This window comes from Streptomyces melanosporofaciens, assembly GCF_900105695.1.
Lineage (GTDB): Bacteria > Actinomycetota > Actinomycetes > Streptomycetales > Streptomycetaceae > Streptomyces > Streptomyces antimycoticus.
In genome coordinates, this window is record NZ_FNST01000002.1 from 3218604 (window position 1) to 3244713 (window position 26110).

Genomic DNA, 26110 nt, shown 5'->3' on the forward strand with positions numbered 1-26110 from the left:
ACGTCGTGCGTGTTTCCGAGTACTACAAGCTGGGTCGAACGCAGCCAACTCTCGACTTCGTCGATGTAGATGTAGAAAAAGACACCCCGGTTTACATCGATCCGAGCACCCTAAAAAACCTTCCAGACGAATGGTCGAGCCAGTGCCACACAATGCTATCGACCTTTTTCCATAGCGTAGTAGATGCAATCAATGCTGGCGACCAGGACCGGCTCCGTGAGCTCCTTGTCCGACTGCAAGAGCCGAATGAAACTCACTTCGGCTTGTCAAAAGGGAAGTCACGCGGTCGAGGCTTGGGGCCCTACCTCGTACAACGGATAACCAACAACCTTGTAGTGAGCCGGGCGGCAGAGACTGGCCTACTTGAGGACTTGGAGGATACAGCCCTCTTCATAGAAGGCATCGGTAAGGACATCATCTCAGATGTGACCACAAACATTATTCGTGGAATGCTAATTTCGTACACGCAGTCTATGGCTTCAATCTACGGTATGGAGCTCCAAGACGGAGTTTACAGCGGGCTCGTATGGAACCCCTCAACTGGCGACTGGGAAGAGGGGAATACGCGAATGCTGCTACCAGGAGCCCCCCTGCTTTTGGTGCCCAAGGTAATCGTCCGCCACGATCTACACTTAACCAAGGAGGATTACTTTAGGAATCACTTGGCACCGTCACTGCAAGACGAGGAGCTCGACAAGCCAGGCAGTAAGCTAGTCCAAACTGCCAAGACTGGGCGCAAATTCGTGACCAAGATGGACGTCGAAATGGAGTACGGCGGGGATAAGAAAAAGATGGTCGATCTGACGTTGACTCGCTCTCAAGTATTCCACACTTACAAAGAGGAGAAACGGAAGAAGCCATCGCGCCCTCTTGATCACGATGAGCTAAGTGCGGCTACCGGGACCAACCCGGTGAGTTACCAGAATCTCCTGACGGACGTACTGGAAACACCGCCCGGCGCCGAGAACGCTACAATCTATCATCATAAGGTCCACGCACTCCTTAGTGCCATCTTCTACCCTTGGCTAACCTATCCGGTCGTCGAACATCCTTTGGATCAATCTCGAAAGCGAGTTGATATCACCTACACAAACAACGCAACAGATGGATTCTTCGGATGGATAACACGACAAGGACATCCGAGTTCGCATATTTTCGTCGAATGCAAGAACTATCACTCCGAGCTCGGGAATCCTGAGTTGGATCAACTTTGCGGCAGATTCTCACCACTACGCGGAAAAGTGGGGCTACTGCTATGCCGGTCTCTCACCGACAAGGAACACTTCCTGCAACGTTGTAGGGACACAGCTCTCAGTCGTCATGAGTTCGTGCTCCTTCTCGACGACAACGACCTCTCAGCGCTCGTCGATGAGGTTGTCACAGCACATACCCCTGTCGACCCCGACAAGATCGATGACGGAGACCAGGAGCCGCCCTACCCAGGAGAGTTTCGGCTGCTCTTTGAGCGGTTCCGCAAACTCGTTAGCTGATCCTTGTTGCTGCAGCGGCTAAGCCCGACCCGCTCCCTCGCTGCCCCAGATCAGGGCCCCGCTCCGAGCCGGTGTTGTGCCAGGTAACAACGCCAAGCGATAGCCGGCACGGTGCCTCGATCACTGACCTAGCTAGGTCCGCGTCGGTCTCATACGGTCACTTGCGGCTTTGGCCACGCATCACATCGAGTACATCGCCCGGGGCGAGCCGATCACGGTACAAAAGCACCCAGGCGACGGCGCCGACCACGGCAACGATTTGAGTAGATCCGGCGGCCGAGAGCTCCGACAGGCCCGCTGCAATGGCGGCACCGGTCATCACAACACCAAGGATGATCAACCGTACCCATTCCCGATTGACGGCGGGCTCTACGTCCTTCAAATCTTTGGGATCGAGCAGGGCCAGTGTGCGGCCCTGTGCGTACCGTTCAGTGATCATCGCCAGCAAGCGCGCCATTTCCTCGAAAACCTGGCCTGTGTCTGCGTCGATGTCCTGTCGTGCCTCTAGCCGCCGGATCGCCCCTACTACGTCGGCCGCATGCTTCCGATACTCGCGCCGACGCGGACCGGGCACCTGACGGTGCCGAACCTTCCAAGCCGACCACACCACCCGCTCAACCCTGGAGAGGTCCACGCGCGCAGCATAGATAGCGCTATGAGGCTGCGTGATGGTCTGGTAGTAACGCCGCGCCGCCCCCACGCGGCCAACACAGTCGATCAGAACCGCGACAGGCCGGGTGCGCTTGGCCGCCCCTGGACGCAGGCTCAGCAGCGACCGCAGCCACCATCCGCGAGGATGAGGGGCGGCAAAGCCTGGACCGTGCTTGCTGTCTGCCCTGGTCGGCCCGCGTCGGCCGAGAAGTCCCAGCACGGCTCGTAGCGCAAGGAGAAGCGCGACAGTCAGAACGAGTCCGAACGCCGCAGTAGCCGCCTCGGCGGGGCGGCCTTCCGGGGCACCGAGTGCTGGAAGATATTGGGTGGCCTTCCTCCAGATCGACTCACCGAACGCCCGGAAAGTCGTCACTACCGTCACATCGATGCCTGGTTGCTCGCCGGTCCATTCGACCTGCCGGGCCTGACCCCACAGGCCGCCGCCGGGCGCCCACCACACAACGGGAGCTCTTTCGCTCTCCGCCCACACATGAGACGACCACCTGGTGACGGCATTGTTGATGCGCCCCAGATTAAGCAGGATCTGCAACAGGATGAACGCCTTGACGAAGTACGCGACCGCAGCCAGCGGCGCGACCTGATGCCACGAGCGCAACGCAGCGCGCACCTGTGGGCCGACAGGAAACAGCCTGTGAGCATCACGGCCAAAAGGCCTTCTCGCCCACGCCAGATGCTCCGCAACCCCGCGCCTGCTCCACCGGATATAGGCGCTCACTACACGACCCAGGGTGTGTTGGTACACCCACACGCCCGCGGCGAGCAAAGCCCATCCGACGAGTTCGGCCAGGGCAAGCACCCGTTGCAGGAACCACCGGACCCGCAACACGTCACGTGGGTCGACCGTCTCCGATATCCCCCATATGGTCACGCCCGGCACTGCGAGCACTAGAAACAAGCTGACCAGGAATGCGACCACTTCAAGGACCCTGTCCAGAGCAGCCCACGCGACTTCGATCACCCAGACAGTCTCGCCGAGCGCATGCGGCGACGGGTCCTGTTGGACTGTTATTTCGCGTAGCAGTACGGGCATCCCCGACAGGGGCCAGCCCTCCGCGCGGCCGACCAGCACAGGCAAGTAGCGTGGCGAGGCCGGTGGGGGTGCAGCGAGGCATACGCGCGCCTGATCGGTCGACGCACTCGACGTCGCGGCTGACTGTCGTCGGCTGAGATTGTGCCACAACCGTGCCAGATACAGGGGTCAGCCACGGTCAACGAGGGTTCCCTACGGTCCAGTTGCCAGTCACATCACCGGGTACCGAGGGCCCAGGTGAGCAGCGTGATCCTCCGCCCTCTCTCCTAAAGCGGGTGTCGTAGAGCTGACGTGTCACTCGAGCTCGAGAAACCTGCTGTCGTACGTGCGTTACGCAAGAAAAGCAGGGAGGACTCGAACCGTGTCCGAGGCTCCCTGCTGTACTACACATGGCCCTTCCCAGGGCCACCGTCAACGATCGATCGGTCATTCCCCTTCAGGGTGATCAGGTGTTGCCAGACGGCTCCCGCGGCTGGTCGCCACGCGCAGCACGTCCCGTAGTGCGCCAGCCAACTGCCCGGCGACGAGTTTCAGTTTCTCCAGGTCTGCGGTCTCGTCGTCGAGTGCCTGAAGCGCCTGCCCCAGTAGTTCGGACGCCATCCCGAGTTGCTCCGCCTCGATGTGGTCCGCCAGGCGGGACATGAAGCCTTCTCGGTCGTCGGTGTCCAGGTAGCACGGCTTGCCCTCTGGCCCCGTCCACGGGAGAAGCCTCAGTTCGTTCTGTACCGTCAACTCCGCGTCTGCCTCTCCATGGATCTCGCTACTGGAAGTCGGCGCGCCGCCGGGTGCCCAGTCACTCATTGCTGCGCCCTGCTGGCCCGACATGGCCGGATGCCGAGTGACATGGACAGTCACACGCCTCGTAGATCAATGGCACGTCGACTGGTGCCAGAGCTGGAGAGGACTCCGCGCAAGCATGGTGGGTGCCGATCCGGCAGGCGGTGGATTGGTAGGGGGCAACCGAAGCGTCCGGGCTGTCGGGCTGTCGTTGAGAGGGCATCAGCGGACCCCCAGGAGAGCCGACCGGGCCTCGGTCGACAGATGGGGAGCGACGACAACCGCCGGGTGTTTTCGTGCGCGCCTTTCCCACGCCAGCACGTACGGGCGGACGAGCGCGGTTTCCTCGCCTGCGAGCGAGTAGCGGTGCCGCGCCCAGTCGGAGGCCCGCTCCAGGATGAGCGTCGGTTCGTCACCGCGCGCAGAGAGGACGGGAGCGACCGGTGGGGGCGGCGTTAAGGGGCGGCGGTGCCTGCCTTTGGAGAAGTACCGCGCCCTGGTGAGGGAGACGGCGCGGCGGATACGGTTGAGCACGCTGAATCAGCTCCTATCGCTGATGGCTCGGTCCCCCGACATCGCCCGTCGTGGGGACCGGTTTGTTTACGACCGCCCGGAGAGTGCGGCCGTTCTGGCAGCTGGCGAGGAGCCCGAACCGATCGGCCTCGGCCAGCGCCGCCAGGACCTCCTTCCATGACTCGGCGGAGAGTGATTCCGGCACCTCCGCTTCGACCGACGTGAATCGGGCGTGCTCCTCCAGGCGCGTGGGGAGCCCGACGGCGGACAGCCGGGCGGCGATGGCCGCCGCGCTAACTCCCGGAACGGGCACAGGGCAGCCTCCGTCAACTGGCGATCACTTTAAGTGAAGCTAGTTAACTAGATTAGAGCTAGTGGACTAGATTTTCCATATGCCTGAGCAGCCGCCCTATCTCCGCATCGCCGACGAACTCCGGCGGCGGATCGCGGAGCACGTATGGGAGCCGGGAGACCGCCTGCCGTCCCGCGCCCAGATCGGCCAGGAGTGCGGGGTGGGCGAGAACGTGGTCCGCCGGGCACAGGAGTTGCTGATCTCCCAGGGTGTGCTGGAGGGCCGAGCCGGATCGGGTACCTACGTCGCCGAACCCCGGCAACGGGTGCGGGTCGTCCGGTCGTCGGCGCGCGAACAGCCCAGCGGGTCACCGTTTCGCGCGGACATGAGGGCCGTCGGCAAGCACGGCGACTGGGAGAGCCGGACCGACGCCAAGGTTCCCGCCCCGGCGGACATGGCGGCGCGACTGGGTATCGCCGAGGGCGAGTTGTGCGTCCGGACGTCGTACGAGTTCCTGGCCGACGGCAGGCCCGTGCAGCTGTCGACGAGTTGGGAGCCGTACGACCTCACGGCCGGCACGCTCGTCGTCCTCCCCGAGGGAGGGCCGCACGCCGGGGCGGGCGTTGTGAATCGCATGGCCGTCATCGGAATCACCGTCAGCCACGCCGTGGAGCAACCGGAGCCGAGGCAGGCGACCGCCGAGGAAGCCTCGCTTCTCGGCATCCAGAAGGCCGCGCTCGTCACGCACATCCGGCGGACGTACTACAGCGACCACGGGCGACCCGTGGAGACGGCGGACATCGTCGTACCCGCCGCTCACTGCGAGATCGTGTACGAGATTCCGATCGTTCCGATCAATCGGTAGTCGGCGGGGCCCTCTCAGGCGGTGTCCGGCCGTGCCCCAGCCGTGCCCGATCGGTCGGGGAATCATGGGGAACGGCGGTGCTTGGTGGGGAGCGCGCATGGCGACGACCCCTGACCGTCTTACCTGGTCAGGGGCCGTTCACTTGCGGAGGCTGAGGGATTTGAACCCTCGGTGACATCGCTGCCACGACGGTTTTCAAGACCGTTCCCTTAGGCCGCTCGGGCAAGCCTCCCCGCGCCACTCGCGGTGGCGCGGGGATCAGCCTAGCGTGTCAGCTGTCACCCTTGCGCTTCCCCAAGGTGACGTCCGCCGTGGACACCTTGCCGCCGCGCTTGTAGGTGAGAGTGACCTTGTCGCCCGGCTGGTGGGTCCAGATCTCGCTGATGAGGGTCGGGCCGCTGTCGATGGTCGTGTCGTCCAGCTTGGTGATGACGTCGCCGGACTTGAGGCCCGCCTTGTCGGCCGGGCCGCCGGGGACGACGGCGGGGCTGCCGCCGGTGCCGTTGGAGGCGATGGTGGCGCCGTTGGTGGAGTCCTTCGTGCTGACCGTGGCCTCGATCACCGGGTAGATGGGCTGGCCGGTCTTGATCAGCTGCTCGGCGACGTTCTTGGCCTGGTTGATCGGAATCGCGAAGCCGAGGCCGATGCTGCCGGACTGCTGGGACTCGCCGAGGCCGCTGCCGTTGCCGGCGGACTGGATGGCGGAGTTGATGCCGATGACGCCGCCGTCCGCGTTGAGCAGCGGGCCGCCGGAGTTGCCCGGGTTGATGGAGGCGTCGGTCTGCAGGGCGCTCATGTACGAGGCGTTGCCGCCGCCTCCGTCGCTGGAGGCGACCGGGCGCTTCTTGGCGCTCACGATGCCGGTGGTGACGGTGCCGGAGAGGCCGAAGGGGGCGCCGATGGCGACGGTGGCGTCGCCCACGGCGACCCGGTCGGAGTTGCCGAGGGGCAGCGGGTTGAGCTTGGCGCCCGCGGCGTTCTTGAGCTTGACCACGGCGACGTCGTAGCCCTGGGCGCGGCCGACGACCTGGGCGGTGTACCGCTTGCCGTTGGAGAAGGTGGCGGTCAGCTTGCCGTTGTCGGCGGCCGAGGCGACGACGTGGTTGTTGGTGAGGATGTGGCCCTGCTTGTCGTAGACGAAGCCGGTGCCGGTGCCGCTCTCGCCGTTGTTGCCCTGGGCCTCGATGGTGACGACGCTGGGCAGGGTCTTGTTGGCGATGCTCGACACCGAGCCGGGCGCGCGGCTCTCCGTCTTGGGGTTGCCGTAGGCGGAGACGGTGGTGGTGTCGCTGCCGTCGCCCTCCCGGTCGGCGGCCCAGAAGCCGATGCCGCCGCCGATGGCGCCCGCGACCAGTACGGCGGCCAGAAGGGCGGCGACCAGCCCGCGGGGCTTGCGCTCGGACGGGCCGGGGGGCGGCACGGGAGCGGTCCCCCACGGTCCGCCCGGGCCGCCCTGCCCGCCTTGTCCTGCGCCCGGGCCGCCGGGCTGCTGTCCGCCGTCGGACGACCACCATGTGCCAGCCTGTCCGGCGTCCGCTCCGGGGCCCGAGGCGGGGCCGGGGGCTCCCGGCTGCCCTGCCGCGTCGGGCGAGCCTATTGGCGCGTCGGATGCGGTCGGCTGCCTGCCCGCGGTGGGCTCATAGTCCGGCGCGGGTGGCACGGCCGGGTTCGGGTGCGGCGCCGGAGGGGCCGGATGCGGCCCGGGCGCGGGCGGAACGGCAGAGCCCTCGTTCTCGGTGCTCACAGCAATCTCCTCAGGTGCACGACAGATTTCCTCGACGGCCCACGTGTACGTCTTACCGTCGTCAGCTTTTCCCACAGCGCGTCAGACGGCCGTAAGGAGCGGCGGTCCTGCGGACTACCACCCTTTATCCCGGACATTTCGACCCACCGCCATTCCGTGCGAACGTACGGAGGGGCCGAGTCCACCGGCTATCACCGGGCGGTGGCACCATAACGCGGTGACCTATGCGCGCCCTGCCCGGGACAGCCACCCCGGGCCGCCCACCGTCTCCGTCGTCGCCCATCGCGGGGCCTCCGAGGATGCCCCGGAGCACACCCTGGCGGCCTACCGTAAGGCAATCGAGGAGGGCGCCGACGCCCTGGAGTGCGACGTCCGGCTGACCGCCGACGGCCACCTCGTCTGCGTCCATGACCGCCGCATCGACCGCACATCCAACGGCCGGGGCGCGGTCTCGGCACTGGAGCTGTCCGATCTGGCGGCCCTGGACTTCGGCTCCTGGAAGGGCCGGGCCACCGACAAGGAGGAGCCGGACCGCGACAGCCGGGACAGCATCTCCGTCCTCACCCTGGAACGGCTTCTGGCGCTCATCGCCGACGCGGGACGCCATATCGAACTGGCGATCGAAACCAAGCACCCCACCCGGTGGGCGGGCCAGGTGGAGGAGCGGCTGCTCGCACTACTGCGCCGCTACGGCCTGGACGCGCCGCCGCCCGGCGAACGTTCACCCGTCCGTGTGATGAGTTTCTCAGCGCGCTCCCTGCACCGGATCCGCAGCGGGGCCCCCGCCATCCCGACCGTCTACCTGATGCAGTTCATACTGCCGCGCCACCGGGACGGGCAGCTCCCGGCCGGGGTGCGGATCGCGGGGCCGAGCATCCGGATCGTGCGGAACCATCCCGGCTATGTGGCGCGACTGCAGCGCGAGGGGCACCGAGTGCACGTGTGGACCGTCGACGAACCGGAGGATGTCGACTTGTGCGTCCGTCTCGGGGTCGACGCACTGATCACCAATCGCCCCAAACAGGTACTGTCCCAACTCGGACGCTCATAATGGGCATTACAAGGCGTGCACCGGCGCGTTCGGTACGTATTCGATCGTGACGAGTGCGTCACGCGATGCCACTTGGCCGGTTTCCGCTCCAGCACCGCGGGGCATTCATCCCGTGGCGTGGGGCGAAGGAGGTCTCGGGGGTGGCGTTGGTGGTGGCACGGCAGGTGCCGACGTCGTCGACCATGGCCGTACCCCATGGTCCTGCGGGTGTCCGCGCGGCAAGACAGCGGATGCGTGTCGATTTGGGCAGGACTGGGGTATCGGATTCGGTCATAGACGACGCTGTATTGATCCTTTCAGAACTACTCAGTAATGCATGGCGACATGGTCGCCCTTGGCGTTCCGGCCATGGTGGCGGCACGGTCCGGGCTGCATGGAGCGTCGACGAGGACGACCGGCTGACGGTCGAGGTGACGGATGGCGGAGGCCCCACAAGGCCACTTCCGGCCAATCCCTCGGTCACCGCACGCGGCGGTCGCGGGCTGCACATCATCATGTCGCTGGCCGAGGAATGGGGCGTGCGGGACGGAGTCGGCGAGGTCACCGTATGGGCCCTTCTTCCGCCTGACGACGATTTCGCCCGTCGCGTCGTGCTTCCCCCGGATCTCTCCCCCGACCTGGGTACGGAGCTGGCCTCCGGGCTGCACCCGAGCCTCGAGACGAGTCTCGACGCCAATCTCGACGCCAATCTCGACGCGAACCTGGGGCCGAATCTCGGGGCGAACCTCGAGGCTGATCTCGACGCGAACCTGGGCTCGAACATCGAGGCGAACATCGACCCCGATTTCGATCGCGAGCTGGACTTCGCCGATCTGGACGAGCTCGCCTAGCCGACGCGGCTCATGGAGCCGACGCGGTTCGGCCAAAGGGCTAGGCTCGCGCCCGTACCAGTCGTACGCGCCGTAGAAGAGCACTGCCACGGCCGTACGCAGACCGCCACGGGCGTACGAGCAAGCCCTGAGCCGCAGATCGGGAGACAGCCTCACCATGGCCAAGAAGCGCCGCCCCCAGACGAAGGCCGCAGGCCCACAGGTCGCCAACGGCGAGATCCCTGTGGTGGGCGCGCGGGAGCCTTGCCCGTGCGGTTCGGGCCGTCGCTACAAGGCCTGTCACGGCAGGGAAGCCGCACACGCCGCCACCGAGCTGGTGCAGCGCCCCTTCGAGGGGCTCCCCAACGAATGCGACTGGGTGGCCCTGCGCGAGCTGGTGCCCGCCGCTACCGTCGAGCTGGCCCTCGCCGAGGGGCTGCCCGAGGGGGTTCCGTCGGTCACCCTGGCGACCGTGCTGCCCATGGCGTGGCCGGCGCTGCGCCGGGACAGCGGTGCGGTGCTGCTCGGTCTGCAGAACGACACGCCCTCCGGTGACATCAGCCGCGACCTGGCCGACACCCTGCGCCGGGCACTGACCGCCGATCCGGGCACTCCGGTGGCCGCCGAGCGGGCGCCGGGCGACGGTCCGCGGCTGCAGGATCTGCTCGACCCGAAGGGCACTTTCGCGCCGACCCTGCACGAGGGGTTCGAGTTCTGGCTCGACGACGCCGCGAACGCGACCGGAGAGGTCGCCGCGTCCCTGGAACGGGCCAACGCGGCCGCGATCCCCACCGCCCGGCTCACCGGCGTGGAGGCGGCCTACTGGTGCGAGACGCCGGAGAAGAACCACCTGCGCTGGGTGATGTCGCACCCCGAGGAGAAGCTGCTCGACGCGCTCGCCCGGCTGCACGCCGCGGGTGCCTCCTCGCTCGGCGAGAACACCCGGCTGGTGGGCTCCTTCCGGGCCCATGGGCTCACCGTGCCGGTGTGGGATCTGCCACGCGGGATGAGCGCCGAGGACACCGAGAAGCCGGCCGTGGACCTCGCCGAGCGGCTCGCGGAGGCGCTCGCCTCCGACGCCCCGCTGACGCCCGAGCAGCGGCGCGCCCGGGGCGGTCTCACCAACCGTCAGGTGACGCTGAGCTGACGGTCGCCGAACGGCCGGAGGGCGCCAACGGGTGACGTGACGCTGCTCACAACTCACCGTTACGCCCTGCAAATAGGCGTCCGGAAATCCGCGATCGAATTTGCTATCGGCCGATCTCTTGTTACGGTTCTAAAAGCCCGGTCGCTGGTGCATCCCCCGTCGCCAGCGACCGGGCGCTTCCATGTCCGCGTCCGGACGCCGGCGCGAGAGACGGGCGGGGCGGCGCGAGGCGGCCGGGAGAAGGTACGGACCAATTGTCCTCGGTGCCACGGGAGTTGCCCCGGATCTCCAAGCGACCCCGGAACGTGAGTTCGGATCCCGAGCCCGGAGCCTGAGCCCGAAAACCGCAGCGCGAAGCCTGACCACGCAGCCCGGAACCGCTGACCTCGGAACCCGGAACCCCCGTGCCCTGAATTTCGGCATGCCGCCCTGAGAGCGCCCCTGAGAGCGCCGTACCGCCGGAAAAGAGCGGGCCCGGAGCCCACGCCGGAAAAGAGCGGGCCCGGAGCCCAGGGAAACGCCTCCCCGGCCTCCGAGCCCCACACATCCCTGCCCCTGAGCCTCGCGCTCAGCGGCCCCCGAACCCCCGCACCCGGGGCCCGCCGTCAATAGGCGAGCCGGCTGCCCCCGTCGGGCGCGCTGGTGCTCGCCTCGACCAAAGCGTTCACCACGGTGGCCACCTGAGGCAGCCAGGGCCGCCCGGAGCGGCGCAGCGGCGGCCGCTCCCAGCGCACCCGCCCGAGGCCCGTCTGCGACGGCGGCAGCACCACATAGCCGCCCTCGCCGTGGAACCGCAGCGAGCTGGGCACCCAGTCCTGCTGGTTCAGCAGCTCGCCGAGATCTTCGAGGGAGTACGGCTCCACCAGCAGCGACCAGCGGGTGGGTGTGGCGACCACCGGGCCGAGCCGCACCCCCGCCCGGTCGAAGACCGCCAGCGCCCGCGCTCCGGCGACCGCGGGCAGGCTCACCGCGCAGGGCGCGAGGCCGCCGGTGGCCAGCAGCAGGGGCGCACTGGGCCGGTTGGCCCACCACCAGCGCACCATCCGCTGGTCGGTGGTGGCGGCAAGGAGAACAGGGTCGAACGGATGACCACCCGGAACCGCACATTCCGGGTCGGGGCAGCCGCATACCCGGGGCCGTCCGCCGCCGGACCGGAGTCCGACGCCCGGGACCACGGGCCACTGCCACTCGGTGGCGCAGGTGAGCGCCGCACGCAGCAGCGGCGATCGCGCGCCGCGCCGCAGCGAGAACTTGCGTCGCCTTCCGAGGATCTCGCGCATGAGCGCTCGTTCCTTTCCGTTAACGCCGAGGGCTGTCCGTCGCACTACATCGCACTTCAGATGGCACTTCACTTGGCACTACGTGGCGCTGTACGGCATCGTTCGGCCCGTCACAGCAGGTGGATCACAAGTCACTGCGCGTACAAGGCAGCGCATCATGCCGCGGGCCGAGCGTGGAACGTGGCGAGGGGTGGCGCGCGCATGGCGCTTGCCGTCCGGTTGGTGCGTTTCCTCGCCACTCGGGGATGGGCGCGGCCGTTGTGGTCTATGACGCCTGGACCGGCCGCGGGGTTCCGGGGCGATCCGAACTGCCCCTGCCCCTTCTCCGAATGTGTACCCGCCGCGGTGGAGACGACGCGCTGTCGAATGACGTCAGTCGACCTCGAAGGCACAGCCTAACGACTTTTTTTCAGCCAAGTTCAATTCCCCCCAGACACCAACAAGACCACCGGGACGATGCTGGACATCGCATCTCCGCTCCGTGTACATCTGGAGACAGTAGCGGCACAGTAGCGGCGCAGCACGACAGGGGGTTTGCGATGCTATTGAGCGAGCCGGACCCGGCGGGTGAAGGCAGCGGGCCATGAACTCGCCCCACGCGCCGAAAGTGGCTGGAATCGATCCTTCCCTCCCCTCGCCCACGCAAACTGCGGACCCCGTCCCGGACCCCGTTCCCCCGCCCCTCACCGATCCCAACTCCGGTGTCCAGGACCGGCTCGCGAGCTGGGTCTCGGATCTCACCACCCTTCATGAGCTCACCGAGCGGCTGGTCAGGACCGGGACGCTCGACGAGGCGCTGCGTGAACTGCTGCGCGCGGGCGCGGCCCTGGTCGGCGCCCGGCGCGGGCTGGTGGCGCTCGAACCGGCCGACGGTCTCGGCCCGGTGACCACCGTGGGGCTCGGCCTCGGCCACGCCGATCTCGGCCAGATCGAGACCATCCCTCGCGGCTCCGCCTCCGCCGGTCATCTCCTCGACGGGTTGCCCGAGCCGGGTGGTGAGCGGCGTGCCGATGTGACCCACCCCGATATCGCCGGCGAGGCCGATCTCGACCCGCGTCACCGCGAGGTGGCCGCACGGCTCGGCTTCGCCGCGAGCTACGCGGTGCCGCTGGACCCGTTCCGGACCACCCCCTGTACCGCGCCCGGCCTCACCGCCATCCCCGCGCCCGCCCCCGACGCGGACGGGCCCGGCACCGGATCCCCTGCGGGCGCGGGCGACCGCCCGGCCCCCGGCGCCGCCGGCACGGCGAGCGCCTCCGGCACCGGCCACGGGCGCGATGCCGTACCGGCCGCCGCGGCCCCGCCCGGGATCGCCGCCGCCATGGGCGCCGGTGGGCCCTCCGGGCGGCTCGGCGGAGCCGCCTGGCTCTACGACGAGCCCGCCGAGCCCGGGGAGCGCCAGCGCCATCTCGTGGGCCTGTACTGCCAGTACGCCGCCGCCCACATCGCCCGGCTGATCGAGCTCTCCCGCGCCCGCGCCGCCGTCGCGACCGTCCAGGAGGAGCTGCTGCCCACCCGGCTGCCCCGGGTTCCCGGGGTGCGTCTGGCCGTTCGCCACCACCCCGGTCCGCACGGCGGCGGGGACTGGTACGACGCGCTGCCGCTGCCGGACGGGGCGCTCGGGCTCTCGGTGGGCGGAGTCACCGGTTCCGGGCCGAGCGCCGTGGTCGCGATGGGGCGGCTGCGGGCCTCGCTGCGGGCATACGCGGTGATGGAGGGCGAGGACCCGGTCGCCGTCCTGTCCGATCTGGAACTGCTGCTGCGGCTCACCGAGCCCGCCCGCTCCGCGACCGCCCTCTTCGCCTACTGCGAGCCCGGGACGCGCAAGGTGGTGCTGGCCGGGGCCGGGCACTGCCCGCCGCTGCTCACCGGGGAGCGGCGCACCGAGTTCGTGGAGACCACCCTGTCCGCGCCGCTGGGGATGCTCTCGTGCTGGGAGGCGCCCAGCGTCGAGATCGAACCGTCGTCCGGGGAGACGCTCCTCTTCTACAGCGACGGGCTGCTCCACCGCACCGGTGAGCCGATGGACCGGGCCTTCACCCGGCTGCACACGGCCGCGGCGAGCGCGCCCAAGGGCGTCCGGGGCGATCCGGACGCCTTCGCCGACCATGTGCTCCGTACGGTCCTCCCCGACGGCCCGGCGGCCCCCGTGGGGCGGCCCTCGGAGGACGGCACCGAGGACCTGGTCCTGCTTGTGGCCCACTTCGACTGAGGCGCGAGTTCGGCTGGGGCTCGAGTTCGGCTGGGGCTCGAGGGGGACCAGGGCGCCCGCTGGAGCCGTGGTCGCCCCGCACTGCGGGCCCTCCCTGCCGTCGCGCCCCCGCACATACGATGGGTGGGGTCCAGTTCGAGGAGGAAGACGTGACCGAGGAGCCCACTCCCGAAGCCCCGGAGAACCCGGAAGGCGAGGAGCCCATCAAGCAGCGGAAGAACGGCCTCTACCCAGGCGTTTCCGACGAGCTTGCGGCGAACATGCAGTCCGGCTGGGCGGACACCGAGCTGCACGACCTGGAGCCCGTCGAGCAGGCTCCGCACACCGCCCGCCGCCGCGCCGCGCTCTCCGCGCGCTTCCCCGGCGACCGCCTGGTCATCCCCGCGGGCAATCTCCGCACCCGCTCCAACGACACGGACTACGGCTTCCGCGCCTCGACCGAGTACGCGTACCTCACCGGCGACCAGACCGAGGACGGGGTGCTGGTGCTGGAGCCCGAGGCGGGCGGCGGCCACACCGCGACGCTGTACCTGCTGCCGCGCTCCAACCGGGAGAACGGCGAGTTCTGGCTGGACGGCCACGGCGAGCTGTGGGTCGGCCGCCGGCTCAGCCTTACGGAGGCCGAGAAGCGGCTCGGCCTGGCCGCCAAGGACGTCCGCGAGCTGGCCGACGAGCTCAGGGCCGCGAGCGGCCCGGTCCGTATCGTGCGCGGTCACGACGCCGCTCTGGAGGCCGCGCTGACCGACAAGGTCACCGGTGAGCGCGACGAGGAGCTGCGGGTCTTCCTCAGCGAGCAGCGCCTGGTCAAGGACGAGTTCGAGATCGGACAGCTCCAGGCGGCCGTCGACTCGACGGCGCGCGGCTTCGAGGACGTCGTCAAGGTGCTGGACAAGGCGCAGGCGACTTCCGAGCGCTATATCGAAGGAACGTTCTTCCTTCGGGCCCGGGTCGAGGGCAACGACGTCGGCTACGGCAGCATCTGCGCCGCGGGCCCGCACGCCACCACGCTGCACTGGGTGCGCAACGACGGCCCGGTCCGCTCCGGCGATCTGCTCCTCCTGGACGCGGGCGTGGAGACCACCACCCTCTACACCGCCGACGTGACCCGCACGCTGCCGGTGAACGGCACCTACAGCCCGCTGCAGCGCAAGATCTACGAGGCGGTGTACGAGGCGCAGGAGGCGGGCATCGCCGCGGTCCGGCCGGGCGCGAAGTACCGCGACTTCCACGACGCCGCCCAGCACGTCCTGGCCACCAGGCTCGTCGAGTGGGGCCTGGTCGAGGGCCCGGTGGAGCGGGTGCTGGAGCTGGGGCTGCAGCGCCGCTGGACGCTGCACGGCACCGGCCACATGCTCGGCATGGACGTCCACGACTGCGCCGTGGCCCGTACCGAGACCTATGTGGACGGCACCCTGGAGCCCGGGATGTGCCTGACGGTCGAGCCGGGGCTGTACTTCCAGCCCGACGATCTGACCGTGCCCGAGGAGTACCGGGGCATCGGCGTGCGGATCGAGGACGACATCCTGGTGACGGAGGACGGCAACCGCGTGCTGTCGGCCGCGCTGCCGCGGACCGCCGACGACGTCGAGGCGTGGATGGCCCGCCTCACCGCGTGAGGCGGCGGCTCATCGTGTGATCACGTGGTCCTGTGGGGAGCGGCGGCGCCGCTCCCCACGGTGCGTTCTCAGCCCTGCCCCGGCACCTTGCGGGTGGTCACCGCGATCCGGTTCCAGGAGTTGATCGTGAAGATGAGGGCGATGAGCTGGGCCAGCTCCCGCTCCTCGAAGTGCCGGGCGGCCCGCTCGTAGACCTCGTCCGGGACGCCGCCCGGCAGCAGTGTGACCGCCTCGGTGAGCGCCAGGGCGGCCTGCTCCTTCTCAGTGTAGAACCCGCCCTTACCGGCCTCCTCCCAGACCCCCACCAGGGCGATGCGCTCATCGCTCTCGCCCGCCTTATGGGCGTCGGTGGTGTGCATATGAAGGCAGTAGGCGCAGTTGTTGAGCTGGGAGGAGCGGATCTGCACCAGCTCCACCAGGGCCGGGTCCAGACCCTCGCGGGCGGCCGCGTCCAGGCTGATCAGCGCCTTGAACGCCTTGGGGGCGGCTTTGGCGAAGTCGACCCGTCCGGTCTGCCGCGCCGCCGTCGCCGTCGCCGTCGCCGCTGTGGTCGTCGTCCGTGCCGTCGTCGCTGTCGTTGTCGTCATGGGAATGAAATTAGGCCGCTAAGCGACCCTCTGTAGGGTGCATTTCCATGGCGGATTCATGGGTCAATTCGGCGGAGATCCTCGGCAGTGACCTCCATCTGGAGCTCGCCCGCGCGGGCAGCCGCAGGACCGCCCTGATGGCCGCGCTGCGCGAGGCCATCCGCGACGGCCGGCTCGCCCCGGACACCCGGCTGCCGCCTTACCGCTCCCTCGCCGCCGACCTGGGCATCGCCCGGAACACGGTCGCCGACGCCTATGCCGAGCTGGTCGCCGAGGGCTGGCTCACCGCCCGCCAGGGCTCCGGCACCCGGGTGGCGCCCCGCCCCGCACCGCCCCCGCCCCGGCGGCGCGCGCCCGGCCGGGGGCCCGGCGGGCGGTCGGCCGGGGCGAGCGGCGGCCCTCGCGCGCCCCGGCCCGCCCCGCGACCGGTGCACAACCTGCTGCAGGGCCAACCGGACGCCGCCGCCTTCCCCCGCACCGCCTGGCTCGCCTCGGCCCGCCGCGCGCTGACCGCCGCGCCGCATGAGGCGTTCGGCCCCGGTGATCCGCGCGGCCGCCCGGAGCTGCGCCGCGCCCTGGCCGACTACCTCGCCCGTGCCCGCGGCGTCCGTACCGACCCCGGCCGGATCGTCGTCTGCTCGGGCTTCGCGCACGCCCTGCGGCTGCTGAGCGGCACCCGGCTGCTGCGGCCCCGGATGGCCGTCGAGTCCTACGGCCTGACCTTCCACCGCTCGCTGCTGAGCTCCGCCGGGATCCGCACGATCCCGCTTCCGCTGGACGCCGATGGCGCCCTTACGGATGGACTGACGGCCCTCGACGGCCTACGGGCGGCGCTGCTCACCCCCGCCCACCAGTTCCCCACCGGCGGTCCGCTGCACCCCGAGCGGCGGGCCGCGGCCGTCGCCTGGGCGCGGGAGAGCGGCGGTCTGGTCCTGGAGGACGACTACGACGGGGAGTTCCGCTACGACCGCCGTCCGGTGGGCGCCGTCCAGGGCCTCGACCCCGACCGGGTGCTCTACCTCGGCTCGGTCAGCAAGAGCCTCTCCCCGGCCCTGCGGCTGGGCTGGATGGCCCTGCCGGACCCGCTGGTCGACCGCGTGCTGGCCGCCAAGGGGGAGCGCGAGGGCTGGACCGGCGTCGTCGACCAGCTGACCCTCGCGGACTTCATCGAATCGGGCGGCTACGACGGCCATGTGCGCCGTATGCGCCAGCGCTACCGCCGTCGGCGCGATCAGCTCGTCGCCACCCTCGCCGAACGCGCGCCCCATGTCCGCGTCTCGGGGATCGCGGCCGGTCTGCACGCGGTGCTGGAGCTACCGTCCGGCACCGAGCGGTCCGCCCTGCGCGCCGCCGCCTGGCAGGGGCTGGCGCTCGACGGCCTCGGCGGCTACCGCCACCCGGACGCCACCACACCCCACCCCGACGGGCTCGTGGTGGGCTACGCGACCCCGCCCGAGCACTCCTTCACGGGAGCGCTGGACGCGCTGTGCCGCGCCCTGCCGCCCGAACAGACGGCCACCTGACGCCCTGAACGACGCGGTTACGACGCCCTCAGCAGCGCCCCCTCACGCCACTTGAGGATCTTGTCGAAGCTCACCACCACCCCGCCGCGCCCCGGACGGTCCCGGTAGCGGACATGGTCGGTGAGAGCCTCGATGAGAAAAAGCCCCCGCCCGTGCTCCGCCTGTGGCGGAGCCGGACTGCGCGGCTGCTGTGGTCTCGGCGCGCCCGCCGGACGCCGCTCGTTCCGAGTGCGGCCCTCGCGGCGGACGGTGCCACGTCCGGCGAAGCCGGGGCCGGAGTCGGTGACCTCGATACGGCAGGTGTCGCCGTCGATATAGGCCGTGACTCGGTAATCCCCGCCCGTGCCGTCGCGACCCCCGTGCTCCACCGCGTTCGCACACGCCTCGGAGAGGGCGACCGACAGATCGTAGGAGATCTCCGGATCGACTCCGGCCGTCTCCATGGTGCCGAGGAGCAGTCGTCGTGCGAGCGGAACGCTCGCCGCCTCGCGGGGCAAATGGAGTGACCACCAGATGCTCATGCTCCAGCCTCCCGGCCGCGGCTCGACATACCGTTACGTATTGCCTGGGTCCATGGTCCGTAAGCGTCTTATCAACGTGACTCCGCTCATTCGGCGGACGCGCTAGATGCGCGAACCGGTGTATGGGCCTGTCCTGGTGTGCGCCGGTACGCCCCACCCGCCGTAGGGAACGCGCCCTCCCAGTGGGATGATGTCGCCGCCATGGCTTCCCCTGTCGCCCGTGCCGGCGCCGATCTGCGAATGCTGCGGGCCGCGGTCTTCACCGCGGTCTGCGTCGTGCTGTCCGCGGCGGGGCACGTGCTGGCCTCCTGCGCGACCGTGCCGCTGTGGACGGTGGGCGTGGGCTGCGCGGCGATGTTCACGGTGGCGCTGACGCTGGCCGGGCGGGAGCGGTCGCTGCCCGGGATAGCGGCCCTGCTGGCCGTCGGGCAGCTCGCGCTGCACGCGCTCTTCGCGCTCGGGCAGCACCGGGCGACGGCCGCCGAGGAGGCCGCCCAGCGGGCCGACGCCGCCCAGGGCCACGTCATCGGCCTGGCCGCCAGGCTGCTGTGCACGTCGGGCCCCGGACGGCTCGACGCCGCCACGGCCCATCGGATCGTCGCCCACGCGGGCATCGACCCGTCCGCCGCGCACAGCCCGCACACCATGCCGTCGTCCGCCGCCCCGGCGGAGCAGGCGGCCGGGATGGCGGGCCTGCTGCCGTCACTGCCCATGACGCTGGGCCATCTGCTCGCCGCGCTCGCCATCGGCTGGCTGCTGCGCCGGGGCGAAATGGCCGTATGGCGGGCGGTGCGGCTGTCGGTGGACGGGGCGCGAGGGGTCGCGGAGGCCGCGCTCGTACGGGCACTGCGCGCCGCCCTGAAGCTCGTACGGGTGCTGCTGGCCCCGTCGGGCGCGCCTTACGGCGGGCCGTGCCGTCCCCGCACGGCCGACCGGGACGAGGGCGGGACGACGGCCCTCGCCCTCCAGCACAGCGTGATCAGGCGGGGACCGCCGGCCTGCGATCTCGCGGCCTGACCGACGCGACGCTCCTCCAGCGGGACCGGAGGGCGGCCGCGACGTCGCCGCACGCGCGCCCACCCATCTGATCATTCCTGTCCCTGGAGTGTTGACATGAACGCCATGCGTCTCCGCCGTCTGCCGGTCATCGGAGCCCTCACCGCGGGCGGCCTGGTGCTGCTCACCGCGGGCCCCGCCTTCGCGCACGTCAGCGTGCAGCCCGGCCAGGCCGAGAAGGGCGGCTACAGCACCATCAACTTCAAGGTGCCGAACGAGCGCGACGACGCCTCCACCGTCAAGCTCGAGGTGACCCTGCCGGCCGACCATCCGCTCGCCTCGGTGATGCCCCAGCCGGTGCCCGGCTGGGACGTCAAGGTCACCAAGTCCAAGCTCCCCAAGCCCATGGAGATGCACGGCGAGAAGATCAGCGAGGCGGTCACCAAGGTCACCTGGTCCGGCGGCAAGATCGAGCCGGGGATGTTCCAGCAGTTCCCGCTGTCGGTCGGCCAGCTGCCCGACGACGCCGACCAGCTCGCCTTCAAGGCGCTCCAGACGTACGACAACAAGGAGGTCGTGCGCTGGATCGAGGAGCCCAAGGAGGGCGCCGCCGAACCGGAGAACCCGGCGCCGGTGCTCAAGCTGGTCGCCCCGGCCGAGGGCTCGGACGGCCATGACGCCGCCGCGGCCTCCGGACAGGGCAAGGACGGCGGCTCCGAGAAGGCCGGCGCCGAGAACTCCGCCTCGGCCGACTCCTCCGACGACAAGGACAGCAGCGACACCACGGCCCGGGTGCTGGGCATCGTGGGCATCGTCATCGGCGCCGCCGGTGTCGCCTACGGCGTGGTCGTCAGTCGCCGCCGCTCCGCCTGAACCGCCACCACCCGACCGTACGCGGGTACCGCCGGTGACCGCCGGTCGTGAACCGACCGTGTGATCCCGGCGCGGGCGGCGGACCCCCGTGTCCGCCGCCCCCGCGCGCCACCGAACCACCTCTCTCTTTGGAGAACAGCTCCATGCGCACCAAAATCCTGGCCACCGCCATCGTCGCCGCCTCCGCGCTCACCCTCAGCGCCTGCGGCGGCTCGGACAGCGGCGGCAAGGGCGACAACGCGGCCGCCGCCGAGGTCAAGGGCGGCCAGAAGTCCGGGCAGGCCATCGTCCTCGACCAGGCGAAGGCCAAGCCGGACCTCGCCCTCACCGACACCGACGGCAAGAAGTACGACCTGCTCAAGGAGACCAAGGGCCGGCCCACCCTGCTCTTCTTCGGCTACACCCACTGCCCGGACGTCTGCCCGCTGACCATGAGCAACGTCGGCCTCGCCGTGAAGAAGCTCCCCAAGGCCGAGCGGGAGAAGCTGCGAGTCGTCTTCGTCAGCACCGACCCGGCCCGGGACACCCCCAAGCGGATGCGTTCCTGGCTGGACGCCCAGGGCGGCACCGACTTCGTCGGCCTGACCGGCGACTTCAACACCATCGAGGCCGCCGCGCGGCCGCTGGGCATCTTCATCGAGAAGCCGAAGAAGGAGAAGGACGGCAGCATCACCGTCAGCCACGGCGCCGAGGTGGTCGGCTTCTCGCCCAAGGACGACAAGGGTCACTGGATCTACACGACGAACGCCACGGCGGATCGTTACGCCAAGGACCTGCCGAAGATCATCGAGGGGCGGAACCCGTGACGGCGGCAGCCCCTGGCATTCCCGGCCTCCGTAAGGCGGCCGCCGCCGTCCTCGCCCTCGGTCTGTCCGCCGCGCTCGCCGCCTGCTCGGGCGACGACGGCGACGACGGCGGCGGGAAGGGCAGTGGCGACCCCAAGCTGTCCGTGACCGGCGCCTATGTCTCCCAGCCGCCCATGACCGACATGGCGGCGGGCTATCTGACCGTACGGAACGCCGGTGGCCGCGCCGACGAGCTGACGTCCGTCACCACCCCACTCGCCTCCGAGGTCACCCTGCACACCACCAAGGGCACCCGGATGAAACAGGTGAGCTCGCTCGATGTCCCGGCCAACGACCGGGTCGAGCTGTCCAGCGGCGGAGATCATCTGATGCTGACAAACCTCTCCCACCGGCCGAAGGTCGGTGAGAAGGTCAGCTTCACCCTGCACTTCGCCACATCCGCCCCCATCGAGATCAAAGTCCCGGTCGAGCCGACGACGTACCGCCCCAAGGACTGACACCCGATGCCCTCGCTGACCTCCCTGGCCCCCGCCGGGCCCACCGCGACCCCCTCCCGGACCACCGCGACCGCCCGGCGGCTGATGGCGATCTGCGGCACCCTGCTCGCCGCGCTGCTGTGCGCGCTGAGCGTGGGTGCGAGCTCCGCGTCCGCGCATGCCGCGCTCACCTCCACCGACCCCGCCGACGGCTCGGTGGTGAAGACCGCGCCCAGGGAGGTCACGCTGAACTTCTCGGAGGGCGTGCTGCTCTCCGGCGACTCGGTGCGCGTGCTCGACCCCAAGGGCAAGCGCGTGGACACCGGGAAGACCGCCCATGTCGGCGGCAAGTCGTCGACCGCCGCCGCCGAACTGCACTCCGGGCTTCCGGACGGTACCTACACGGTGGCGTGGAAGGCGGTCTCGGAGGACAGCCACCCGGTGAGCGGCGCGTTCACCTTCTCCATCGGCGCCCCGTCCAAGACCACGGCGAAGGTGCCCACGGGCGAGGCGTCCGACAGCACCGTGAGCACGCTCTACGGAATCGGCCGGTACGCCGCCTACGGCGGTTTCGCGGCCCTGGTCGGCGGCAGTGTGTTCGCCGGGTTCTGCCGGTCCTCCCGCCCGGTGCGGAAGATCGCCGTGGGCGGCTGGGTGACGGTCTTCACGGCCAGCCTGCTGCTGTTGCTGCTGCGCGGGCCGTACACCGACGGCGAGGGGATCGGCGGGATCCTCGACCTCGGCAGGCTGGGCGATGTGCTGTCCACCAAGCCGGGCGCGGCGCTGCTGTCCCGGCTGCTGCTGCTCGGCGCGGCGGCGGTCTTCCTGGCCGTCCTCTTCGGCTCGTACACCCGCCGCACCGGGGAGCGGGAGGCGGACGCGCGGCGCCGCCAGGACCTCGCCTTCGGGCTGGGCTTCGGCGGCACGGTGGTGGCGGTGGGCCTCTCCGCGACCTGGGCGATGGCCGAGCACGCCTCGGTCGGCCTCCAGCGGCAGCTCGCCATGCCGGTGGACATGATCCATCTGATCGCGGTCGGGGTGTGGCTGGGCGGTCTGGCCTCGCTCGCCGTGACGCTCCGGGCGGGTGAGCCGATCGGACGGGCGGCCGTGCGTCGCTTCTCGCGGCTCGCCTTCGGCTCCGTCGTGGCCCTGGTGGTCACCGGGCTGTACCAGTCGTGGCGACAGGTGGGCTCCTGGGGCGCGCTGACCGACACCGAGTACGGGCGATGGCTGCTGGTCAAGGTGGGTCTGGTGGCGGTGCTCCTGGCCATCGCGGCCATCTCGCGACGCTGGACCGGCCGCCTTACGGATGGCACGGCGGAGGAGACGGAGGCCGTGGCGGAGAGCGGGTCTAAGGCGGCTTCGGCGGCTTCGGCGGCCTCGGACGCGGAGGCCGGGACCAAGACTGAGGCCAAGGCCGCGGTGAAGGCCGCGCGGCCGGTCCGTACCGGCGCGGCCGACGCGGCGGTCGACGCCCCTGCCGACGCCGAGACCGAGTCCGGTGACGGGCCCGGTGACGGCGGCGATACCGACGCCGCCGACGACGATCCCGAACGCGCCGCCCAGCTCGCCCGTCAGCGGGCCGCCAAGGACAAGACCGCCACGCTGCGGGAGCGCGACGCCGACCGCGAGCGCAGCGGTCTGCGCCGGTCGGTGATCGCCGAAACCGTCGTGGCCGTCGTGCTGCTGGCGGTGGCCACCGTGCTGAGCGGCACCCAGCCCGGCCGGGCCGAGACCGAGCAGGCGAGCGCCTCGGCCACGAAGCCCGGCGGCCGGCTGAACGTCGACCCGGTGAGCGTGCTCGTCCCGTACAACACCGGCCCCAAGAGCGGTCGCGGCAAGGCCGTTGTCATGATCGAACCCGCTCTGCCGGGTGACAACGCGCTGCATGTCTTCACCACCGACCTGGCGGATCGTCCCGTGGACGTCCCCGAGGTCAAGCTGTCGCTGACGCTCAAGTCGAAGGGGATCGGGCCGCTGCGCATCCCGCTCGAGCGCCTCTCGACCGGGCATTGGAGCGCCAAGACCGTCCAGCTCCCCATGGCCGGCACCTGGCAGCTCTCCCTGACCGTACGAACCTCCGACATCGACCAGGTGACGGAGACCAGGAACGTGAAAGTCGCTCAATGACGACAGAGCAAGCACCCTCGTCCGGCATCTCCCGGCGGCGTCTGCTGGGTTCGGCGGGTGCCGCCGGCGCGGCCGGGCTGGTCGCCGGCGGAGCCGCCGGAGCCTACGCGTCCGAGGCGACGCGGGAGGCACCCGAACCTCTCAGCTCCCTGGGCGCCACCGCCGTGCCCTTCCACGGCAGGCGCCAGGCGGGCATCACCACCCCTCTCCAGGCCCATGGCCATCTGCTCGCCTTCGACCTGGCGCCCGGTGCGAACCGTAAGGCGGCCGCCGCACTGCTGCGCCGCTGGTCGCGAACGGCCCAGGAGCTGATGGCGGGCGAGGCCCCGCCGGACGACACGGGGATCGCGCTCGACGCCGGTCCCTCGTCCCTCACGGTCACCTTCGGCTTCGGGCGGACCTTCTTCGGCAAGGCGGGACTCGACGACCAGTTGCCGGAGGCGCTCGCTCCGCTTCCCGACTTCGTCTCGGACGAGCTCGACCCCAAGCGCAGCAATGGCGATCTGTGGATCCAGATCGGCGCCGATGACGCGCTGGTCGGCTTCCACGCGCTGCGCGCACTGCAGCGCGAGGCCGCGGGCACGGCCCGGCTGCGCTGGCAGATGAACGGCTTCAACCGCACCCCCGGCGCCACCGACCGTCCCATGACCACCCGCAACCTCATGGGACAGATCGACGGCACCAACAACCCCAAACCGGCCGACGACGACTTCGAACGGCGGATCTTCGTACCGGAGAAGGGCGAGCCCGCGTGGATGGCGGGCGGTTCCTACGCGGTCGTCCGGCGCATCCGGATGCTGCTGGACACCTGGGACCATCTCTCCCTGGAGCGGCAGGAGAAGGTGGTCGGCCGCCGCAAGTCCGACGGCGCCCCGCTGTCCGGCGGCACGGAGACCACCCCGGTCCGGCTCGACAAGGTCAACGCGAACGGTGCGCTGGCCATCGCGGGCGCCGCCCATGTGCGGGTCGCGGCGCCCGCGTCCAACCAGGGCGCCGCCATGCTGCGCAGGCCCTTCTCGTACCACGACGGCTTCCGCGACGACGGGGCGCCGGACGCCGGGCTGCTCTTCATCGCCTGGCAGGCGGATCCGATGAAGGGGTTCGTCCCGGTGCAGCGGAAGCTGGACCTCGGCGACGATCTGTCGCGGTTCCTGCGGCACGAGGCCAGCGCGCTGTTCGCGGTGCCCCCGGGCTGCGCCCCGGGAGAGTACGTGGGTCAGGCACTCTTGGAGGGATAGAAGACGGGGACGAGCCCGCCCCCGGTCGCCCGCGTCCAAGAGGTGACCGGCGAGTCCGCCGAGTTCGGGACGCGAGTATCGTGGCGGTCTCGTCTGATCACAGGGAGCGACCGTGATGTCGGCCAGCCGCTATGCCTACCTCGGCCCCGAGGGCACCTTCACCGAGGCCGCCCTGCGGTCCATGCCGGAGGCCGCCACCCGGGAGCTGGTGCCGATGGTCTCGGTGCCGGTGGCGCTCGACGCGGTGCGCTCCGGTGCCGCGGCGGCCGCGCTGGTCCCCATCGAGAACTCGGTCGAGGGCGGCGTCACCGCGACCCTCGACGAGCTGGCCACCGGCGAACCGCTGATGATCTACCGCGAGGTGCTGCTGTCGATCAGCTTCGCCCTGCTGGTGCGGCCGGGCACCGCGCTCGCGGACATCAAGACGGTGACCGGGCATCCGGTCGCCCAGCCCCAGGTCCGCAACTGGCTGGCGGCGAACCTGCCGGACGCCCTGTGGGAATCGGCCGCCTCGAACGCGGACGGCGCGCGACTGGTGCAGGAGGGGCGGTACGACGCGGCGTTCGCCGGGGAGTTCGCGGCGTCCAGGTACGGTCTGGAGCCGCTGGTCACCGACATCCACGACGCGCAGAACGCGATGACCCGCTTCGTCCTGGCCGGCCGCCCCGCCCGGCCCGCCGCCCGGACGGGCGCGGACAAGACGTCCGTGGTGATCTGGCTCGGGGACGACCACCCGGGCGCGCTGCTGGAGCTGCTGCAGGAGTTCTCCGCGCGCGGGGTCAACCTGATGCGGATCGAATCGCGCCCGACCGGCGAGGGCATCGGTCGCTACTGCTTCTCGGTGGACTGTGAGGGGCACATCACCGACCGGCGGGTGGGCTCGGCCCTGATGGGGCTGAAGCGGATCTGCCCGAAGGTGCGGTTCCTGGGCTCGTATCCCCGGGCGGGTGTGACGGCGGAGGACCTGGCGGAGCTGCGGCACGGCACCTCGGACGAGGCGTTCACGGAGGCGGCGGAGTGGCTGGCCCGCTGCCAGGACGGCCGGGCCTGAGCCGGGCCCACGCGTAGCGGCCGACCGTAGCGAGCGTGCGCCCGGGCACTCCGGTGGCGGGCGGCCGGGCGGCTGGAGCCGGGGTCCGGGCCTGAGCGCCGCCCAGGCGCTGGGGATCGACGGAATCGCTGCGGAAAAGTTATGCACAGGCTGATGCGGCACGCTGGGGATAAGTCGACATCACCAATCCGGCGAGACGGCCATACCGTCATATTCGCCGTATCCACTCCCAGTGCCGAACATCACTCACTTGTCACCCCAATTCCCTCGACCAAGCCTTTGGAGTGAGGGATTCCTCTCTTGTGGAGTGTGTGAACGCGGTTTGATAGGGGAATCCATCGCCGAGCACTTGGGGGGTCCAGGTGATCGTCGCGACATCCACAGATCTCACACACAGCCTGTGGATAACTC

22 protein-coding genes and 1 tRNA gene are annotated in these 26110 nt (G+C 70.0%); 15 read left to right on the top strand and 8 right to left on the bottom strand.

The features are described from left to right. The first annotated feature begins 5 nt into the window (after positions 1 to 5). Positions 6 to 1490 (top strand): hypothetical protein, encoded by a 1485-nt coding sequence (locus BLV72_RS47325; RefSeq protein ID WP_167746367.1) that lies wholly within the window; start codon positions 6 to 8, stop codon positions 1488 to 1490. A gap of 157 nt (positions 1491 to 1647) precedes the next feature. Here BLV72_RS47325 and BLV72_RS16290 read toward each other — a convergent pair whose 3' ends face one another. The 3 genes from BLV72_RS16290 to BLV72_RS49860 all read right to left on the bottom strand — a co-directional run bounded on the left by BLV72_RS16290 (position 1648) and on the right by BLV72_RS49860 (position 4795). Continuing rightward, the gene (locus BLV72_RS16290) at positions 1648 to 3120 is read right to left on the bottom strand and encodes a hypothetical protein (RefSeq protein WP_143059781.1); all 1473 of its coding nucleotides are present in this window, start codon (positions 3118 to 3120) and stop codon (positions 1648 to 1650) included. A gap of 498 nt (positions 3121 to 3618) precedes the next feature. Further along, positions 3619 to 3924 carry a hypothetical protein gene (locus BLV72_RS16295; protein WP_093463082.1) on the bottom strand — a complete coding sequence of 102 codons (306 nt, stop codon included), beginning with the start codon at positions 3922 to 3924 and terminating at the stop codon, positions 3619 to 3621. 592 nt (positions 3925 to 4516) lie between these two features. Beyond that, entirely contained in the window at positions 4517 to 4795 is a 279-nt protein-coding gene (locus tag BLV72_RS49860) for a hypothetical protein (RefSeq protein ID WP_093463087.1), read from the bottom strand. 79 nt (positions 4796 to 4874) lie between these two features. On the opposite strand from BLV72_RS49860, the gene BLV72_RS16315 reads away from it, so the two are divergent. Further along, a complete protein-coding gene (locus BLV72_RS16315; protein ID WP_093463088.1) occupies positions 4875 to 5639 on the top strand; it encodes a GntR family transcriptional regulator in 765 nt (254 codons plus the stop codon). A 145-nt stretch (positions 5640 to 5784) separates the two neighbouring features. On the opposite strand, the gene BLV72_RS16320 is transcribed toward BLV72_RS16315, so the two are convergent. Next, positions 5785 to 5871 (bottom strand) — tRNA-Ser (locus BLV72_RS16320). Between the two features lie 39 nt (positions 5872 to 5910). Further along, positions 5911 to 7383 carry a S1C family serine protease gene (locus BLV72_RS16325; protein ID WP_093463090.1) on the bottom strand — a complete coding sequence of 491 codons (1473 nt, stop codon included), beginning with the start codon at positions 7381 to 7383 and terminating at the stop codon, positions 5911 to 5913. A 217-nt stretch (positions 7384 to 7600) separates the two neighbouring features. Between BLV72_RS16325 and BLV72_RS16330 the strand changes: the two genes are divergently transcribed. The 3 genes from BLV72_RS16330 to BLV72_RS16340 all read left to right on the top strand — a co-directional run bounded on the left by BLV72_RS16330 (position 7601) and on the right by BLV72_RS16340 (position 10390). Then, positions 7601 to 8434, top strand: coding sequence for a glycerophosphodiester phosphodiesterase (locus BLV72_RS16330; protein WP_093463091.1), 834 nt, complete (start codon positions 7601 to 7603; stop codon positions 8432 to 8434). A gap of 140 nt (positions 8435 to 8574) precedes the next feature. Further along, positions 8575 to 9264 carry an ATP-binding protein gene (locus BLV72_RS51535; RefSeq protein WP_342030666.1) on the top strand — a complete coding sequence of 230 codons (690 nt, stop codon included), beginning with the start codon at positions 8575 to 8577 and terminating at the stop codon, positions 9262 to 9264. Between the two features lie 157 nt (positions 9265 to 9421). Beyond that, the gene (locus tag BLV72_RS16340) at positions 9422 to 10390 is read left to right on the top strand and encodes a DUF5926 family protein (RefSeq protein WP_093463094.1); all 969 of its coding nucleotides are present in this window, start codon (positions 9422 to 9424) and stop codon (positions 10388 to 10390) included. Between the two features lie 605 nt (positions 10391 to 10995). Here BLV72_RS16340 and BLV72_RS16345 read toward each other — a convergent pair. Further along, positions 10996 to 11670, bottom strand: coding sequence for a bifunctional DNA primase/polymerase (locus tag BLV72_RS16345; RefSeq protein ID WP_093463096.1), 675 nt, complete (start codon positions 11668 to 11670; stop codon positions 10996 to 10998). A 583-nt stretch (positions 11671 to 12253) separates the two neighbouring features. Between BLV72_RS16345 and BLV72_RS16350 the strand changes: the two genes are divergently transcribed. Next, on the top strand, positions 12254 to 13882 hold the full coding sequence (locus BLV72_RS16350) for a GAF domain-containing SpoIIE family protein phosphatase (protein ID WP_093463097.1): 1629 nt from the start codon (positions 12254 to 12256) through the stop codon (positions 13880 to 13882). Between the two features lie 119 nt (positions 13883 to 14001). After that, complete coding sequence (locus BLV72_RS16355; RefSeq protein ID WP_093463099.1) at positions 14002 to 15498, top strand: aminopeptidase P family protein; 1497 nt, start codon at positions 14002 to 14004, stop codon at positions 15496 to 15498. Between the two features lie 68 nt (positions 15499 to 15566). Here the strand turns inward: BLV72_RS16355 and BLV72_RS16360 are convergent, their stop codons facing one another. After that, a complete protein-coding gene (locus tag BLV72_RS16360) occupies positions 15567 to 16085 on the bottom strand; it encodes a carboxymuconolactone decarboxylase family protein (protein WP_093463100.1) in 519 nt (172 codons plus the stop codon). A gap of 47 nt (positions 16086 to 16132) precedes the next feature. Between BLV72_RS16360 and pdxR the strand changes: the two genes are divergently transcribed. After that, positions 16133 to 17608 (top strand): MocR-like pyridoxine biosynthesis transcription factor PdxR, encoded by a 1476-nt coding sequence (gene pdxR, locus BLV72_RS16365; RefSeq protein ID WP_093463102.1) that lies wholly within the window; start codon positions 16133 to 16135, stop codon positions 17606 to 17608. Between the two features lie 17 nt (positions 17609 to 17625). On the opposite strand, the gene BLV72_RS16370 is transcribed toward pdxR, so the two are convergent. Then, a complete protein-coding gene (locus BLV72_RS16370; RefSeq protein ID WP_093463103.1) occupies positions 17626 to 18129 on the bottom strand; it encodes an ATP-binding protein in 504 nt (167 codons plus the stop codon). A gap of 201 nt (positions 18130 to 18330) precedes the next feature. Between BLV72_RS16370 and BLV72_RS16375 the strand changes: the two genes are divergently transcribed. The 7 genes from BLV72_RS16375 (at position 18331) to pheA (ending at position 25699) form a co-directional block, all read left to right on the top strand. Further along, positions 18331 to 19146: a hypothetical protein gene (locus tag BLV72_RS16375; RefSeq protein ID WP_093463105.1), complete on the top strand. Its 816-nt coding sequence runs from the start codon at positions 18331 to 18333 to the stop codon at positions 19144 to 19146. 96 nt (positions 19147 to 19242) lie between these two features. Beyond that, on the top strand, positions 19243 to 19998 hold the full coding sequence (locus BLV72_RS16380) for a YcnI family copper-binding membrane protein (RefSeq protein WP_425288380.1): 756 nt from the start codon (positions 19243 to 19245) through the stop codon (positions 19996 to 19998). 143 nt (positions 19999 to 20141) lie between these two features. Next, on the top strand, positions 20142 to 20804 hold the full coding sequence (locus tag BLV72_RS16385) for an SCO family protein (RefSeq protein WP_093463106.1): 663 nt from the start codon (positions 20142 to 20144) through the stop codon (positions 20802 to 20804). Further along, positions 20801 to 21301 carry a copper chaperone PCu(A)C gene (locus BLV72_RS16390; RefSeq protein WP_093463107.1) on the top strand — a complete coding sequence of 167 codons (501 nt, stop codon included), beginning with the start codon at positions 20801 to 20803 and terminating at the stop codon, positions 21299 to 21301. The genes BLV72_RS16385 and BLV72_RS16390 overlap by 4 nt, the downstream gene beginning before the upstream one ends. 6 nt (positions 21302 to 21307) lie before the next feature. Next, positions 21308 to 23410 carry a copper resistance CopC/CopD family protein gene (locus BLV72_RS16395; RefSeq protein WP_093463109.1) on the top strand — a complete coding sequence of 701 codons (2103 nt, stop codon included), beginning with the start codon at positions 21308 to 21310 and terminating at the stop codon, positions 23408 to 23410. Next, positions 23407 to 24648, top strand: coding sequence for an iron uptake transporter deferrochelatase/peroxidase subunit (efeB, locus tag BLV72_RS16400; RefSeq protein WP_093463110.1), 1242 nt, complete (start codon positions 23407 to 23409; stop codon positions 24646 to 24648). The genes BLV72_RS16395 and efeB overlap by 4 nt, the downstream gene beginning before the upstream one ends. 115 nt (positions 24649 to 24763) lie before the next feature. Continuing rightward, positions 24764 to 25699, top strand: coding sequence for a prephenate dehydratase (pheA, locus tag BLV72_RS16405; protein WP_086705870.1), 936 nt, complete (start codon positions 24764 to 24766; stop codon positions 25697 to 25699). Positions 25700 to 26110: the final 411 nt, after the last annotated feature.

What these genes read in the sequence shown, in the direction of transcription:
- BLV72_RS16375 (WP_093463105.1), top strand. Translation starts at nt 18,331, where the DNA reads ATGGCTTCCCCTGTCGCCCGTGCCGGCGCCGATCTGCGAATGCTGCGG.
- BLV72_RS16370 (WP_093463103.1), bottom strand. Translation starts at nt 18,129, where the DNA reads ATGAGCATCTGGTGGTCACTCCATTTGCCCCGCGAGGCGGCGAGCGTT.
- pheA (WP_086705870.1), top strand. Translation starts at nt 24,764, where the DNA reads ATGTCGGCCAGCCGCTATGCCTACCTCGGCCCCGAGGGCACCTTCACC.
- BLV72_RS16315 (WP_093463088.1), top strand. Translation starts at nt 4,875, where the DNA reads ATGCCTGAGCAGCCGCCCTATCTCCGCATCGCCGACGAACTCCGGCGG.
- BLV72_RS16360 (WP_093463100.1), bottom strand. Translation starts at nt 16,085, where the DNA reads ATGACGACAACGACAGCGACGACGGCACGGACGACGACCACAGCGGCG.
- BLV72_RS16345 (WP_093463096.1), bottom strand. Translation starts at nt 11,670, where the DNA reads ATGCGCGAGATCCTCGGAAGGCGACGCAAGTTCTCGCTGCGGCGCGGC.
- BLV72_RS16385 (WP_093463106.1), top strand. Translation starts at nt 20,142, where the DNA reads ATGCGCACCAAAATCCTGGCCACCGCCATCGTCGCCGCCTCCGCGCTC.
- BLV72_RS16350 (WP_093463097.1), top strand. Translation starts at nt 12,254, where the DNA reads ATGAACTCGCCCCACGCGCCGAAAGTGGCTGGAATCGATCCTTCCCTC.
- BLV72_RS16395 (WP_093463109.1), top strand. Translation starts at nt 21,308, where the DNA reads ATGCCCTCGCTGACCTCCCTGGCCCCCGCCGGGCCCACCGCGACCCCC.
- pdxR (WP_093463102.1), top strand. Translation starts at nt 16,133, where the DNA reads ATGGCGGATTCATGGGTCAATTCGGCGGAGATCCTCGGCAGTGACCTC.
- BLV72_RS16340 (WP_093463094.1), top strand. Translation starts at nt 9,422, where the DNA reads ATGGCCAAGAAGCGCCGCCCCCAGACGAAGGCCGCAGGCCCACAGGTC.
- efeB (WP_093463110.1), top strand. Translation starts at nt 23,407, where the DNA reads ATGACGACAGAGCAAGCACCCTCGTCCGGCATCTCCCGGCGGCGTCTG.
- BLV72_RS16355 (WP_093463099.1), top strand. Translation starts at nt 14,002, where the DNA reads ATGGGTGGGGTCCAGTTCGAGGAGGAAGACGTGACCGAGGAGCCCACT.
- BLV72_RS16380 (WP_425288380.1), top strand. Translation starts at nt 19,243, where the DNA reads ATGAACGCCATGCGTCTCCGCCGTCTGCCGGTCATCGGAGCCCTCACC.